Annotated in this window: 2 protein-coding genes (1 of these 2 running past the window's edge); both read right to left on the bottom strand. The window is 66.1% G+C overall.

Annotated features, from left to right (window positions below; translation table 11 throughout):
• Nucleotides 1-3 precede the first annotated feature (3 nt).
• Nucleotides 4-1,836, bottom strand: coding sequence for an HlyD family efflux transporter periplasmic adaptor subunit (locus CEY05_RS23310; RefSeq protein WP_088599650.1), 1,833 nt, complete (start codon nt 1,834-1,836; stop codon nt 4-6).
• A protein-coding gene (locus tag CEY05_RS23305) for a DUF4347 domain-containing protein (RefSeq protein ID WP_088599649.1) crosses the window boundary here: on the bottom strand, nt 1,829-16,941 show its final stretch. It continues 18,247 nt past the right edge of the window; the window shows 15,113 of its 33,360 coding nt (coding positions 18,248-33,360); the start codon falls outside the window, past its right edge — the gene reads right to left on this strand; it ends in the stop codon at nt 1,829-1,831. Before CEY05_RS23305 ends, CEY05_RS23310 begins: the two co-directional genes overlap by 8 nt.

Genomic DNA, 16,941 nt, shown 5'->3' with positions numbered 1-16,941 from the left:
CGGCTACTGGAACCAGTCCCACCACTTCAGGCGGAACCACTCGACGAAGCCGTGGGTCCAGATCCAGAAGTAGCTGCGCCGGCCGATATCGATCTTGCCCACGCCTTCCATGCCGGGGCGCAAGGCCGGCAAGGCGTCGCCGTCCAGGCGCGCTTCCAGGCGGAACACGCTCTTGCCTTCCTGCACTTGCGCCAGCGGCACCACGCGCAGCACTGTGAACGCAATCTGCTGGTCGGGCATGGCCGCCAGCGCCACCCTGCCCGTCTGGCCGACCTGGATGTCGTCGATTTCGCGGTCGTCCACGTCCAGCCACAGGCGGTAGCGGTCCATGGGAGAGATCTTGAACAGCTCCTGGCCCCGCTTGACTGCCTCGCCCAACTGCTGGCTGAGGTCGCCGCTGACCAGGATGCCGTCGAAGGGAGCCTTCAAGGCCGCGCGGGCGATCTGTTCGCGGTAGAACTGGATCTGCGCCGAGGCCTGGCGCGCCTGGGCCTGGGCGATGGCCGCGGCGGCGCTATTGCCTTGCGCCATGGCTTCCTCGGCCTGGCGGCGGTACTGCACTTCCAGGTTGCCGGCGCGCAGCAGTTCCAGTTCCGTTTCGCGGGTGTCGAAGGTGGCCAGCACTTCGTCCTTCTTCACCACGTCGCCGGCGCGGTGCGCGGCATCGCCCACGTAGCCGTCGAAGGGCGCCGCCAGCGATCGCTGGATGATGCCCTGCACGGTGGCCGTGGCCGTGACACGGAACGGTCCCGGCACCGCCACGCCGAACAGCAGCACCAGCAACAACGCCAGCACCAGCAGCTTGCGGCCGATGTAGCGGGCGCCGAACAGGCGGCCGCATTCGCGCAGCACGGCGTCGCGCCCGCGGATCCAGAACGGACGCTCCTGCTGGCGGCGCTGGTACAGGATGCGTCCCACCAGCACCACGATGCTCTGGCACAACTCGATGTCCTGGGCGTCGAAGGGACGGTCGTCGGGACGCTCGAACACCATGGCGCCCTTGGCCTCGCCATCCGGCGTGAAGGGTATGGTCAGCAGGCTCTGGTTGCCGAACTCGCGGCCCAGCTTCTGGTGCGCGCGTGATTGCAGGGTGCGGTCGCGATCCTGCGGCAGGCAGATCAGGGTGTTCTGGTCGATGGCCTCGTCCATCGCCTCGGCGACGGCGTGGATCAGGTTGGTGTTGTGGACGAATTTGCTGCTGTGCGACAGCGCGTACACGCGCGCACGGCCATCGTTGCGAAAGCCGATGCTGACGCGGTCGCAGTCCAGCCGCGTCGCCAGGTCGGTCGCCAACGTCAGGGCGACATCCTTGGAGCCGCCCTCCTTCAGCGCCTTGGCCACGCTGTTGATGACGGTCATCAGGCGCTCGACGCTTTGCTCGCTGCCACGGTCGGCACGCTGCACCAGCCAGGATTCGAGGACGCCGACGCCCCAGCGCAGCTTCTGGATCAGCGGTTCGGGCGGCTGCGGCGCGGTCTGGAACGCGGCGACGCCGTGCAGGCGGCCCGCCAGCAGGACGGGATAGGCGATGACCAGACGCTGGCCGTCCAGGGTGACGGCCACTTCCCGGTCCGCCAGCGATTCATTGACGGTGTCGTACAAGGCCGCGGCGGCGGCGCCATCCTGGGGAAAGTGGGCGACCGGCTCGAAGGGGCCGGTATCGGGTTCGCCCAGCACCAGCACGGCATCGCGTACGCGCGGCAGCTGGCCCGCCTGCAAGGCCAGCCAGGCGCCCAGGAAAGCGGACTTGTCGCTGGTGTTCGACAACGCGGACCACCACGCCAGTTCGGCGCGGTTGACCAGGACCGACACGGCGGCATTGCCTGCCTCATTCATCCGCGCTCACTTCCTCCACGACCTGCTCAGTCTGCGTTTCATCCGATTGCGCGGCACCGACCGTCGGTCCGCGCTTGCGCTTGCCCTTCGTATCCCAGGTATGGGTCCTGGAATTGAAGACCACCGTGCCGCCCTTGCCGCCCGTCGTGCCCAGCACGCAGGACAAGCCCAGCAACGCCACGCCCGCGGCCAGGGCTGCGTGGTCGTGCTGGCCGCCCTGCTCTGCCGTGGCGCCGGCGCCTGCGTGAGGCGTCGCGCTGGACCGCGCCTGGCCTTGCGGACCCTGCGCGCCGCGATCGGTATCGAGCCCGGCATGCGGCAGGGCCGTATTGTCGGCATCTTCCGGCACCGTGTCAGCCGGCGTTACAGGTACTGTGGTTTTGCCGCGATTTTCCCCTGCCGCGGGACGCTTGCGTCCGCCATCGGCGGCGTCGCTCCTGCCGTTGCCGTTGCCTGCGATGGCGCTGTCGGTAGCCTGGCCGCCCCCGCCTGCCCAGGACGTGTTGCCCGGGACGGAGACTTGGCCTTCGACCTGGCCACCGCCGTCGGCGATGTCCTCGTCGTGCCTGCCGATGACGATGTCCGGCTGGCGCGGCGCCAGGCTGATGCGGGCTTCCTGGGGATCGCTGGAACTGCCCAGCATGGCGAAGGCATTGCGCTCGGCCCAACCGTTGCCGTTGGACGTCGGGCTGGCCATGCGCGGAATCGCCGGCGACTCCATGTTCCAGTGCCAGGTGTAGAGGTCTTCCAGCACCCGCGTGATCAGGTCCGGCCGGTTGCCGCCGGGGCCGAAGCGGGTCAGGTTGGTGGCGACGCCGTTCTCGTCCAGGGTGATGGCGGCATAGTCGCCCACCATCACGTCCTTGCTCAGGCTGCCCTTGAACAGGTCGTCGCCCTTACCGCCAAGCATGATGTTGGAGCCCGGGCCGGCCCACAGCGTGTCGCCGTCGCCGTAGGCGATATCGGTGGTGGCGACCAGGCGCGGCTTGTCGTCGATGAACTGCACCATGCCGTTGTCGCCCAGCATGATGTTATTGCCGGCGCCGCTCTCGATGTAGTCGGCGCCCGCGCCGCCTATCATCACGCCCGTGCCGTTGTTGTACAACTTGTCGTTGCCGCCGGTCGCCGACGAGATGGACGCGAAGGTGGCGATGTGGCCGTTGGTGAAGTAAGAGGCCAGCACGCCATCGCCGGCGATCAGGTTGTAGCCCGCGCCATTGGCGCGGATGACGTCATCGCCCATGCCGCCGAACAGGACGTTGCGGCCGCCGCCCACGGTAATAGTGTTGACCCCGCCCGCCGACGGCAGGTCTATCGTGCCCAAGGCCAGCAGGCCCGCGCCGGACAGGTGGCGCACGGTGCCGCCAGGCGCCGCGCCGTCGATGAAGTCGCCACGGTCGCGCAGCCAGTTGACCGGCGCCGCCGTGGTGATGCTGCCGTAGTTGGCGAAGATGATGTTGTTGCCGTCCTGCGCGTCGATGGTGTTGTTGCCCACAGCCAGGCGGTCGGCCGCCGCGCCTGCCGCGGCTTGCGCCGCCAGCGCGGGCGTCAGCACCAGGCTGAGCGAGTACAGCGACTGCTGGTCGACGCCCGGCGCGGCCACGCCCATGTCCATCGGCGCGGTCAGGCTGACGTTCATGCCGGCATTGCCGAACACGATGTTGTTGCCCTGCCCGGCGTGGATGACGTTGCTGCCGCCGCCACCGGCGATCAGGTCATTGCCCGTGCCGCCGATGAGGGTGTCGTTGCCGGCACCGCCATACAGGATCACGCCCTGGCTGGTGGCGCTGGCGTCGAGGGTGTTGTTGCCAACCCCATTTCCCGTGTTACCGAAGGCCAATGCCTGGCCGGCCACGCGCTGGCCGGCGCTGGCGGTGTAGTAGGCATCGTCCTGGCTGGTCGAACCGAACAACAGCACGGGGCGGGTATTGCCGCCCACGGTGTCGCCCTGGGCGATCAGCAGGTTGTCGCCCCCGCCGCCCTGCACCAGGGTGACGGTGCCGACGGTCGCGTGCTTGACCGTGTAGACATCGTTGCCGGTGCCCAGCATGGTGTTGACCGACTCGACGCCATGGAAGACCACGCCGCTGTCGTAGACGTGGGTGGTGCCCGCATGGCCGGTCTGGATGATGGCGGCGGCGTTGGAATCGACGCCGGTGGTCATGCCCAGGCCGGTCAGCCAGCCGAAGTTGGCTGCCTGCGGATCGTTGTAGACCTGGCCCAGGCCGTCGGTGCTGCGCACCTGGCTTTGCATGCCGGTCTGGCCGGTGCTGGTGCCGTCATCGAACACGCGGATGCGGTCGTTGGTGGCCGTGGGCGTGGGAACGCCCGAGGCGCGCGGCGCCAGCGGGCCGTCGCTTTCGCTGGGCAGGTGGATGGCCTGGTGCAGCGTGCCGTCGTAGTCCGGCGTGTCCAGGACATCGCCTTCGACCAGCAGGCCGCCCTGGATGGCGGACACGTCGTGTGGCTGGTTGGCGAAGTTGGCGTAGCTGATGCCCGTGGCGGGGTCCACCACGATGGCCGGCTGGTCGGTCTGGCGCGGGTTGCGCACCTTGTCGACGTTGTTGGCCGGGCCGGCATAGTTGGGTTGCGCCACCGTGACGACGATGGGTGCCAGCGCCACGTCGCGCAGGCCGGGCAGCGTGGTGAAAAGCGACGCCGCCAGGTGCAGGTCCATGCCGGACAGATCGGCCGCGGACAGGCCCACGCCGGTGCCGTTCTCGACCTTGACCAGCACTTGCTGCGTGGCGGTCCAGGCGTTGGCGCCGGTGCCATTGGCATCGAAGGTCAGCACGACGCTTTGATGCCACGTCAGGCCGCCGTCGGTGGACAGCAGCAGGCCGCGGCCGTCCAGGCTGTCCAGTGCCTGCGCCAGGGTGCTGTTGGCCGCCAGGCCGGTGCCCTGGGTCAGGGAGCCGTACAGGGCCGACGACAGCATGGCGCTGCTCAGCGACACATAGGCCTGGCCGCTGGCCGGACGCGGCAGGATGCTGCCGGCCAGGCTGACCGAGACCGACAGCGCGTTGCTGCCGTCGCTGTTCAGCTGGCCGGCCTGGGTGGTGATGGCCACCGGGCTCTGGCCGTCGCGGGTATCGCGCGAGGCCGAGCGGCCCGTGACGATGGTGTTGGGCGCCACATCGCCGGCCAGGTCGAAGGTGTCGCTGTCGCGGCCGCCGATCAGGGTGGTGATGGCGTTGCTGCGGGTGGACAGCACGTAGATGTGGTCATTGCCTTCGCGGGCATCCAGGTTGACGCGCTGGATGTTCTGGTAGCTGGTGTTCAGCCCCGCGCCACGGATGGCTTCCTGGGTGATGGCGAAATCGTCTTCGTCTTCGGAGCCCAGGGCCGTGAAGGTGTTGACACCGCCGCCGCCGTCGATGGCGACCGGGCCGTTGAGCACATAGTCGCGTCCGCCGCTGGCGTTGGTGGCGGCCTGCTTGAAGGCGTAGACCATGAACTGGTCGTCGGCATTGCCGCCATACAGGGCCAGGGGAGCCGCGTTGCTGTACACGCGGAAGATGTTCGCGTTGTCGGCCGCGCCGTAGATGGTGGTGGCGAAGCTGTTGCCGCGCGACAGGTAGCCTTGGGTGGTCAGGACCGTGTCCACCGTATCGCCAGTGGCGACGTTGGGGAACTGGGGCGCCTGGCCGTACAGCTGGCCGATCTGGAACTCGTTGTGCTTGGCCGGGTCGCTGCCCAGGCCGGCATCGATCACCACGGTGGTGCTGCTGTCGTCCAGGTAGAAACGGTTGCCGCCATCGACTGCGTTCAGGCGCAGGCCGCCGGTCATCGTGCGATCGTAGTTGATGCGCTGGATGGCCGGGTCGTAGGCGCCCGCGGTGCCTTGCGGGGTCAGCAGGGCGACGAAGTTTTCGCGCAGCAGGAAGGTCTGGTCCTGGGCGTTGCCGTTGATGGTCAGGGTGTTCACGTCGGCCAGGTTCTCGGCGCCGTGGTCGTCGGTGTCGCGGACGTTGACGTTGATGGCGGTGAGGACGCTGTTCAGGTTGACGATGACGCGGTCGTTGCCCGTGCCGCCATCGACGTCGATGGTGTCCGGTTTGCCTGCGATCGCCTGCTGGCTGGTCAGGGACGGCAACTGGTCCAGGATGATCAGGTCGTTGCCGGCGTTGCCGTGCAGGGTGATGTGGCCGGCCAAGGTGCGGGCGGACAGGTAGATGTAGTCGTCGTCCGTGCCGGCGGACACGTCGGCACCGGCCCGCAGGATGATGCGTTCGATGCGTATCGTGTCGTTGCCCGCGCCGGTGTCCATGGTCAGGCGGCCTTGCATTTCCGTGTCGGTGACGGTGACCAGGTCGGCACCGTTGCCGGTGGTGACCGCGGACGTGGCGCCGACACTGACGCGCGTCAGGGTGACGCTGTCACGGACCGGTGCGTCGCCGGTGCGCACTGTCAGCGCGCCGCCGATGTCGGTGTCGGTAGCGGAGACCGCGTCGTTGCCGTTGCCGGTGATGAGATCCGTGTACAGGCCGACCGAGACGAAGCCCAGCCTGATGGTGTTGTCGCCGTCGCCGGCGTTGATGGTCATCGAGCCGGTGTTGGTCACGTGGCGCAGGGTGATGCTGTCGTTGCCGCCACCGGTGGTGAGATTGGTGTCGCCGCCGACGGTGAGGTCGGAGAGCGCGATCTCCACGGTGTCCATGACGATGGTGTTGTTGCCCTCATGGGCGGCGATGGACAGCACCCCTGCGGCGGTCACGCGTTCCAGGGTGATGAAGTCGTCGCCGTCGCCGCTGGTGATGGTGGCGGCGGCGCCCAGGGCGACGTCGGTCAGGGTGATGGTATCGCCCGTGATGGCGTCGCCGCTGGTGATGGTGACGGCGCCGGTCAGGATGGAGCTGTCGATGAGGATCTGGTCGTCGCCGGCACCGGTGGTGATGTTCGTGGCCAGGGCCATCGAGACGTCATCCAGGGTGATGGTGTTGTTGCCTTCGTTGGCGGCGATGACCAGGGCGCCTGCGCTGGTGACGTGATGCAGGGTGATGAAGTCGTCGCCCGTGCCGCTGGTGATGCTGGTGTCCGCGCCCAGGGTGATGTTGGTCAGCTTGACCGTATCCGCCGTGTTGGCGTCGCCGCTGTCGATAGTCAGCACACCGGTGATGGTGGAGTCGACCAGGGTAATCAGGTCGTCGCCACTACCGGAGGTGATGTCGGCGGTCAGATCGACGGTCACCGTATCCAGGCTGACCGCGTTGTCGCCGTTGCCGGCGTCGATCGCCAGTGCGCCGGCCTGGGCCACACGCAGCAGCGTGATGCTGTCGTTGCCGCTACCGCTGGTGACGCTGGCATCCGCGCCCAGTGTGATGTCGGTCAGGTTGACCGTATCCGCCGTCGCTGCGTCGCCGCTGTCGATGGTCAGCGCGCCCGTGACGGTCGAGCTGGTCAACGTGATCGAGTCATCGCCACTGCCGGTCGTCATATCGGCCGTCAAATCGACCGTCACTGTATCCAGGCTGACCGTATTGTCGCCGTTGCCGGCGTCGATCGTCAGTGCGCCGGCCTGGGCCACACGCAGCAGGGAGATGCTGTCGTTGCCGCTACCGCTGGTGATGCTGGCGTCCGCGCTCAGCGTGATGTCGGTCAGATTGACCGTATCCGCCGTCGCCGCGTCGCCGCTGGCTATCGTCAGCGTACCGGTGACCGTGGAGTTGACCAGATCAATCAGGTCGTCGCCACTGCCGGTGGTAATGTCAGCCGTCAGATCGACCGTCACCGTATCCAGGCTGACCGTGTTGTCGCCGTTGCCGGCATCGATCGTCAGTGCGCCGGCCTGGCCCACACGCAGCAGCGTGACGCTGTCATCACCGCTACCGCTGGTGATGCTGGCGTCCGCGCCCAGCGTGATGTCGGTCAGATTGACCGTATCCGCCGTCGCCGCGTCGCCGCTGGCTATCGTCAGCGTAACGGTGACCGTGGAGTTGACCAGATCAATCAGGTCGTCGCCACTGCCGGTGGTGATGTCGGCGGTCAGATCGACCGTCACCGTATCCAGGCTGACGGTGTTGTTGCCGTTGCCGGCATCAATCGTCAACGCGCCAGTCTGGCCCACACGCAGCAGCGTGATGCTGTCATTGCCGCTACCGCTGGTGATGCTGGCGTCGCCGCCCAGCGCCATGTCGGCCACCGATACCGAATTCGTGCCCTCGCCCGCGTCGATCACGATAGAACCGGTGGACATCGTCGAGTGGAAATCGATGACGTCGTCGCCCGCCAAGGTAGCGACGGTGAACGTTACCGTATCCAGCGTCAAGGCCGCGACGGTAATGTTATCCACAGCCGAGCCGCCAGTCACGGTCACTGCCGTACCTTGCACCAAGCCGCCGACACCATCCACCGAACCGGCGATTTCCGCGGTGTCGGAGAACGTGATCATGTTCACCCCACCGCTGCTGCCGTCGATGAACAGCTCCGGCGCCAGCAGGCGGCCGGAAATGGCGATAGTGCTGGCCTTCCCATACCCGGCAGCCCCGGAACGATCATCCCGGTCGCTGCGCAAGTACATCTGCTGCCCCGCCTGCACCACCGACCCGGCAACCTGGTTGATATTGTTGCCAGCCAGCAGGCTCAAGGTTCCCATCGCACCGACGACCGAAGCCGCCGACATGACGATATCCCCGGTCGTTCCGCTGGCGGCAGCGTCATGGCGCGCCACCAGCCAGGCATTATCCGCCTGCACCGTGCCCACATTCAGCACCAGCGCCTGCGTGACACCGGCGGCGTCCTTGGCACTGGCTACCTGCACCAGCGCCGCATCGCCGACCGCATCGACATTGATCGTGGCGCCACTGCCCACCGCCGCCACCACCAGCGCGTCGTTGACCGCGATCCCCGGCACCTGGGCCTGTGAATACCCACCCACCGAACCGCCGGCGGTGAAGTACAAGCTGCCGCCGACGACCACCGGCGCATCCCGGTCCACCGACAAGCCGGCCTGCGCCGTCTTGTCATTCACGATGCTCGTGGCACTGGAAAGATGAACCTCGGCCCTGTCGCGCGACTCGACCTGCGCCAACGCCAGATCATGCGCCCCGACCTGGCTCAAATAGATCGCCTCCTGCGCGGACGCCTTCAGCCAACCCGACAGGTCGGTCAACAGCGCTTCCCCGGCGATGCCTATCGTGCCGTTCAGGGTCTTTAAATACGCATTGCGCGCCACCAGCGCCGCGGCGCCGCTGGCCGAACCGTTCAGGATGCTGTCCACCGCATAGATGCGCACATCTCCCGCCGCGCCGCCCGTACCCGTGGTGTCCACGGTACCCAGGCGCAAGGAATTGAAGCTGTACAGGTTCACGCCGCCCGAGCCATAGGCACTCACGGTCGCCAGGGTATCCAGCGGCGACACGCGTATCAGCAACGGCGTTCCGTCCTGCGTCAGGTCGGTACCCAACGTGCCCACGGTCGTGCCGGCCCTCAGCACGATCTGGCGCGTATAGCCCAGGGCATCCAGGTCTACCTGATCGAGATCCGACAGCACCACGTTGGCGTACTGCAACTGCCCATCCGGCGTGTTGTTCAGGATGGCCTGGCCCGCCTCCAGCGTCAGGTTGCCCGCTGCCGAAATCTGGCCCACCAGCAGATTGGCACCCGCCTTGAACAGCGAGGCGCTTTCCTGCGTGCCGGCCATCGTCGCCAGCACCACGTTCAGGTCCACGCTGCCCTGTTGCTCGACCCGCGCGATCCCGCCCGTTTCGACATACAGCGAGTGTCCCGCCTTCAGGTTCAACTGCAGATTCTTGTTGCCATCGGCCTGATAGACGCCGCTGCCATCCAGCGTGCCGCCGGTGATGTCGCCCTTGGCCACCAGGCTGACCTGACCGCTGCTTTCTATCGTTCCCGCAGCGGTCCCGATGATCGAGGCTCCCGTGCCCGACGCATCGATGCTGATATAGCCGGCCGCATGGATATCGCCCAGGCGGATGCTGCCATTGGGCGAATCCAGGCCTATGGTCGTATCGCTATAGGCCGACACCACGCCATGGTCCGCGTCCACCGCCAGCGAACGCGTCAAGCGCAGCGTCAGGTAGCGCGGATCGCGGATGTCGCCCACCAGCATGCCCGTGTCCAAGGCCTGGCTGCTGTCGCCGTCGTGGCTGACATAAGGCACGTCCACCTTCGTGAACACCGCATCGCGAAAGCCGCTGCCGATGTCCACGACCTGCTCGCCGCGCGCCCTGGCGGCCTCCACGCTTGCCAACTGCGCGGTCTTCTCCGCCAACGTGCCGTTCTCCACCAGCTTGCTGTTGTAGACGAAGACCGAGCGCGTCGTCTTGTACAGGTTGAAGTCGTCGGAGAACAGGAACTGCACCATGGTGCCCGCGGCCAGCGTCTGGCCGTTCAGCAGGCCCGCATCGCTGGAGAACACCGGCTGAACTTGATGCCACAGCGACGTGTCGCTGAAGTCTATCGTGGTGCGATCCAGGCTGACCGAGCCCGACGGCCCGACGTATTCATACAGCGTGTGGTAAACCCCCGCCAGGTTGACCGCATTGGCGCGCGAGAGCACCGCCTGGTCGGCTTCCGGCAGATAGTTGAACGCGTTGGCGCGGTCGGCGTCGCTGAGGATCTGGCTCAGGTCCGGCAGCTTCAGCGTGTAGTCGCCCAGGGACGCACCGATGGTGCCCTGCCCCGACGTGCGCAGCACGATGTCCTTGCCGGCCTTGATGTTCAGGAAGCGGTCGCCGCTGGTCGCGCCGGTGGAGTCCGCCTGCACCCCGAACACCGTCTCGTTGATGGCGGCCGACACCGGATACAGCAGGTTGTTGGCGATGTCGCTCAACTCGCCGCCGTAGATATAGGCGAAGTACGACGCCACATACGACGTGCCGTAGCGCGCCTTCTCGGCGTCGGTCTGCGCCGGCGCATCGGCCTTCGCCGTATAGACGCGCGAGTACGCCGTGACGCCCGTGCCGTTCAGGCTGGACGCATCGAAGGTGACGGTCACCGCCGTTCCCATTTCGGGATACAGCGCCAGCAGGTCGCCGTTCTGGTCGCTGCCCGTCTGGTACAGCATGGCATCGGCCAGCGTGGCCGCCAGGCGTATCGTGCCGTCGCTACCGACGATGGCGTAGTAGGCCGTGTTGGCCTGGATGCCGCCGGTCGAGTAATTGAACAGGATCTGGTCGCCCGTGCGCAGCGCGCGCATCGTACCGGTGCCCGTCCCGTCATCGACGATGTTCATATTGGACAGCTTGAAGCTGCTCTGCCCGACACTGGCCAAGGTCGACGTCACCGACCCATTGGCCACGTCCACGCGTTGGCTCCAGTAATTCTGGTATTCCGTGGTCGCCGTGGTTTCCTGCGCGACGACATAGTCGTACACCGGCTGGTTGCGCACCGACTTCACCACATTGCCCGCGGCCGTTGCGCTGAGCACCGGCGGCAGGTAATTGGGATCGTAGGCCTGGTTCTTCAGCAACTGATCCAGCGCCTGCAGATCCGGGCTCAGTGCCGCCACGTTGGTGGCCGCCGAGCTGGTGAACAGATGGGTGGAAACCGTGAAGCGCCCCGCCAGATCCGTCGCCGCGAAGCCGGCCACCATGGCCGGGGTCAGGCCCTGGTCGGTGAACAGCGTCTTCACCAACGCCTGGCCGTCCGTCGTCTTGTTCAGTTCCTGGATCTGCTTGTACAGCATCGCGTCTTCGCGCGTGGCGAACAGGCGAATGTTGTTGGTACCGCTATCGACCAGCACGTAGTAGGCGACGTTGTTCTGCAGGCTGACGAACTTGCCGCTGGCGGCCGTCACGTCGTTCAGGTACACGCGGTCGTAGTTCTGCAGATTGCGGTACGAGGTCACGTTGCCCGCGGCATCGGTGACCGGCACGATGTTCAGCGTGGTCAAGGTGATGACGCCGGTGTTCTGCACGCTGGCGCCGCTGGCGGCGGCATCCAGCAGTTTCACCGTCACCGCGCCCAGCGACGTGCCGGCGGCCTGGAACAGCTGGTCCACCGACAAGGTGCTGGCGGCATTACCGTCGAAGGCCCCATTGGCGGTTGCCGCCAGGGTGACGACACGGCCGCTGACGCTCTTGATGTAGTACACCAGGACCTGCGCGGAATTGCTGAAGCTCAGCTCCACACGCTGGCCCTGGCTCAGGGCGTCGCTGCCGTCGATGCGCAGCGCCACGTTGCCCGACTGGGCCAGGGACTGCTGCACGAAGCCCTGGTCCTGCAGGCGGATGCCGGCGTTCACCGTCATGCCGCCGATGCTGGGCGTATAGGCCGCGCCGGCGGCGCTGTCATAGATATTGGTCTCCTGGTAGACATTCATGTCTTTCAGGGCCTGCTCCTGCGCGTAGACGCTGCCGCTGAACGTCAGCGTGCCCGACAGCCAGGCGCTGTCCGGGCTGCTGGCGGTCAGCGCATGGCCCTGGCTGTCGGTCAGCGTCACGATGCTCAGCTTGCCGTTGTCGTAGACGCCCAGGTCGTGGCCGACCAGGTTGCCGCCGCTATTGGTCAGGTACAGGTCCAGGCCGGTCAAGGAAATATTCGCCCCCGACGTGAGCAGCGCCTTCAACTGGTTCATCATCTGCAGCTTGGCGTCGGCGCTCAGCGTCGACGAACTCAGGTCCCAGCTGATGCTGTTGCCAAGGCTGACGTAGTCGGTGTAATCCGCACCCGTCTCGTGGTAGGTGGCGAAGGGCAGCACGCTGCCGAAGGACCAGCCCCAGTAGTAGCTGGGCGCGTCCTGGGTCTGCACCCCCTGCTTCAGCGCGGTGGCCGTGAAGCCATTGCGGAAGGTGTAGGTGATCTTGTCGCTGGCGCTCGTGCCGGCGGCCAGGCCCGTGAGCCCATATTTGATCTGGCTCGGCAGCGTGGCGTCGCTGAGCACGCCCGCATTGCTGCGGACATAGTAGTTCTTGAGGGCGATGGCGCTGCCATCCACCGTCACTTTCAGGTAAGCGCCAGTGCGATTGCTCATCGACGCGAACGCCGACCCATCCGCGTTGACCAGGCTGACCGCCGTGATGGTGCGCGTGTAGGACACGCCATCGATGACGAAGGTCAGCTTGGTGCCGACGATGCTGTTGGCCGTGTTGTTGAGCCACTGGTTGTAGGCCGACACGGACGCGAACGAGCCTATGCTCCAGCCCAGCGTATCGCCCGCCAGCATCAGGTTATTGCTGACCGACGTACGCTCGATGACGGCCGCGCCGGTGGCCGTGATGTCCTTGAGCTTGGCGTAGAAGCTGCCTGCGCCGGTGTCGATCGTGTCGCTGTGGGCGCCGTTATACGTGTCGATGGCATCGATGACGGACTGGCTGATGTTCAACTCGCCCAGGCCCAGCACGATGCCTACGTTCGATCCGGAACCGTTGGGGACCGACGGCTTGACGGTATCCACGGTCGCGGTGGTGCTGCCCAGCGCCAGTTGCGAGCCGTCGGCCTTTTCAAGCACGACGTTGAGCGACTGGTGGCCCGAGCTGTCCAGGTTGTCGAACTGCCCGACATAGGGCGACTTCAACGTGATCAGGATGGTGCTGAAGTTGGCCTGGCCCAGCCAGCCCGACGGTCCCGCCACCGGCGAGATCGAATCGATGGCCAGCTTCTGGCCGTCCACGACGACATAGCCGAATTCGCGCAGGTGGCTCAGGATGTCCTGATAGGCATTCGTATTGAACAGGCTGCCGCCCGCCAGCATCTGCAGCGTGCTGTCGTTGAACGTCAGCTGCAGGGTGTCCGAGCCCTTCTTCACCGTCAACGTGCCGGAAGGCACGGTGAAGGACACCGGCAGGCTGGTCGAAGAGGCGTCGCCGCCCTGGGCCAGGCTGTAGACCGGCCCATACAGCACACCCTGGCTTCCCAGCGTGTAGCCGATCGAACCCAGGTCGGCCACCGTGGCGGCCGTACCGGTGGCCGGGTTGTACAGGGAGAAGGAGAAACGGTAGAAACCGTCCGCCGCGCCGCTGGCAACCGTCAGGTAACCCAGCACTTCCTTGCGCTTGCCGCCGTCCAGGCTGTCGTTGTAGGCCAGGCGCACCAGCTGATGCCCCTCGACCGACGCGCGGATGGAGGCGCCGTACTGATCCGCCGTCATCTGCACCGACAGGTACTGGCCGCTGTCGCTCTGCGTGGTCAGATAGGTGCCGCTGCCGTTCAAGGTCACCGTGGCCATCTGCAGCGAGCGCACGCCCGCCCAGTAGCTGTCGTACAGCGCCGATTGGCTTTCCAGCCCGGATACGATCTGCGCCGTGACCTCCGGATAGGCCTTCTCGGTGGCGGTGCGGGTATCGGCCAGTTCGCCGTCCAGCAGCGAGCCGCCGTTCAGGGTCAGCGTCACGCCGCCCTGTGCGGAGTACACGGACGCCTGGGGGTTGCTCCACGACGTCGGCTTGACCAGCGTCAGGTCGCTGCCGGCCGTGACCTGCGACACGTAGATGCTCTTGTCCAGGCCGGCGGGACCGCCCGCCAGGCCCGCCTGGGCCGCGAAGCCCTGGCGCGCGTTGATGTTCAGCGCCTGGGTGGAGGTGCCGATGGCGCCGAAGCCGGCGTTCAGTTCGACCCGGTTGCCCGCCACCGCAACGGTGGTGGTCGATGCGGTGTAGTTGAAAATGCCGTTCACGGCGGTAACGTAGACGTTGCCCGCCGACGACGCCACATTCTTCAGGTACAGCCAGGAACTGAGGCCGCCGTCCGAGAAGGTATTCAAGGTAATGTCGTTGCGTGCCTGGGCGCTGGTGGCGCCGTGCGAGCCCATCACGTTCAGGCTGATGGCGCCGCCATTGGCGACCGCGCTGACGTTCAGGTTGGCATTCGCCGCCGTGGGCATGGTGCCGTCAGTGCCGCGCGCCATGATGCCGGCATTGGCCGCCATGGTGATGGACGCCGCCCCCGCCACGGAATTGGCTTCCAGGTAGACGCTCTTGCCGTTGCCGACGATCAGGTTGCCGACCACCGAGATGCTGCTGTTGCTGCGAATGTAGATGGCGTTATCCGCCGTGCTCGATCCCTGGAAGGTCACCGTGATCGGCTGCGAAGCGGGCACGTAGAACGTGAACAGTTCCTGCTGCTTCTTCTGCACGACCTGGGTCAGCGTGGTCGTCTTGTAGCGCAGCCAGCCGCCGCCCGACGTATGCGGACCGTCATTGTTCACCACCACGCCGGTGTTGAACTTGCGATAGGCCACGGTGAATACCGTGGGATCGATGGAGGTACCGCCACTGGACTGCAGCACATAGGTCTTGCCGTCCGGTCCGACGATGGTGCCGCCGGCCTGTTCCACCAGGGTCTGGGTGCCGCTGCCTTCGACCACCGAGGGCACCAGCGCATTCGACAGTTCGCCCGCGGCATTCAACTGGCCTGCCAGCACGTCAGGCACGCTGGAGGAATTGGCGTAGGCCACCACGGTGGATACCAGCACCGGGCGCGGGGTTTCCATGACGGTCACCGGGCCGGTCTTGGTGGTATTGCTGCTGGTCAGCCAGCCCAGGGGATCGACGCCGTCGCCGATCAGGTTCAGGTTCTTGGTCGTGTAGGTAGTGGTGGTGGTCTCGCCCGAGCTCCAGCCCATCACCCACACCATTACCTGGCCCGCCTGCGGCGCGTAGCTGAAGCTGACGGTGCCGCCCGCGGTCAGCGTCTTGCTGTCCACCTGATGGCCTGCCGTGCTCTGCGCGCCGTTGCTGTCCTTGTACATCCAGACGTAGTCCGGCCCCGTGCCGGCGTTGGTCACCTGGACGAAGGCGTTCCATACGGTGTGCACCACCTGGTCGGTGCCGTTCAGCTCGTACAGGTCCTTCTGGCCGCGCGCCGTGTCGATGATCTGGATGCGGCCCTTGCGGTAGGTGCTGACGTCGATGTCATGCACGATCAGGGCATAGGTCGACTGGTTGTCGATATGTACCGACGGATAGCCGTTGGCGACGATCAGGTTGCCGTTGCCCACGGACACGATCTGCCCGGTCAGCGTAATGCTGCCGCCGGCCAGGCGCACGGGATCCAGCACGATGCTCTGGGTGGCGTAGTCGAAGTAGCCGGTGATGCCGCCATAGCGGGTCACGCTGCCGTCGGCGCTATACGCCACGCCGGTGATGGCGTAGCCGTTGGCGTCCTGCAGCTGCTTGGTCTGGTCGCCCTTGAAGCTGCTGTCGATACGCAGGTAGGCATCGGTGATGCCGCTCTGGATCTTGCCGTCGATGTTCAGCGTCAGCGCGGAGATGTTGATCGCGCCCAGGGCGAAGATGCGCGAGTCGCGCGCCTGCGTGTTCTGGTTCAGGTAGGTCGAGAAGGAACTGAGCGTGGTGGAATTCCAGCTCAGCAGCGCATTGGTCAGCTGGTCGCTGACGCCCGTGCTCTTGGCCCCGCTCTTGAGGCTGTTGATGACGTCGGTCCAGCTGTTGTTCAGCACCGTGGGATCCGTGCCGGTGTTGAACCAGCCGTCGCTCATCAGGCTGAAGTTGCCTTTCGCGGCGATATCCAGGCTTTCGGCGTCGATGCTGCCGGTGACGTTGATGCTGCCCAGGGAGTTGGACACGCCCACATGGCCCAGCGGATTGACCACCGCGCCCAGCAGGCTCAGGTCCACCGGCGCGTTCATCAGCAGCGCCGTCATGTCCGAATCCAGCGCGCCGCCATACGGATCGGCGGCCCAGCCGCTCTTGAACTGGCTGATCGTGATCTCGGCCGTGTCGGCGCCGGCCGTGCCGCGCACGGACTGGTCGTTGACGTAGACGAAACCGGACTTGAAGACCTTCAACTGGCCATCGGTGCCCGGACGGATGATGGTACCGTCCAGCACCACCGCATCGTTCACGTTCATCAGCATCGGCGAATCGTTGACGATGTTGATCTGCGTGTTCGAGCGCGCCTGGATATTGCCATCCAGCGCGTGATCGGTATTGGTGGCGTTCACATACACCGAACCGCCCGCCGCGTACAGATTGGGTACGTTCAGGTAGAAAGTGCTGAAGGAATCCAGGTACACCAGCTGGCCGTTGACCACCTGGGTCATCTGCACGCTCTGCAGCTGTTGTTGCAGGGCGGCGATATTGGCCTCGTAGCGCGCCACGGCCTGCGCATCCGAGATGTGCTCGGTCTTCATCTTCGTCAGCGTGCGGATCTGCTCGCTGATGATGTTCGACTGGTTGGCAT

Source organism: Achromobacter sp. HZ34, assembly GCF_002209485.1.
GTDB lineage: Bacteria > Pseudomonadota > Gammaproteobacteria > Burkholderiales > Burkholderiaceae_B > Bordetella_C.
Note: the sequence above shows the minus strand (reverse complement) of the source record. Positions and strands in the feature narration are given on the sequence as shown.

Excerpts from the sequence above, each read along its gene's own strand:
- CEY05_RS23310 (WP_088599650.1), bottom strand. The coding sequence starts at position 1,836 with ATGAATGAGGCAGGCAATGCCGCCGTGTCGGTCCTGGTCAACCGCGCC.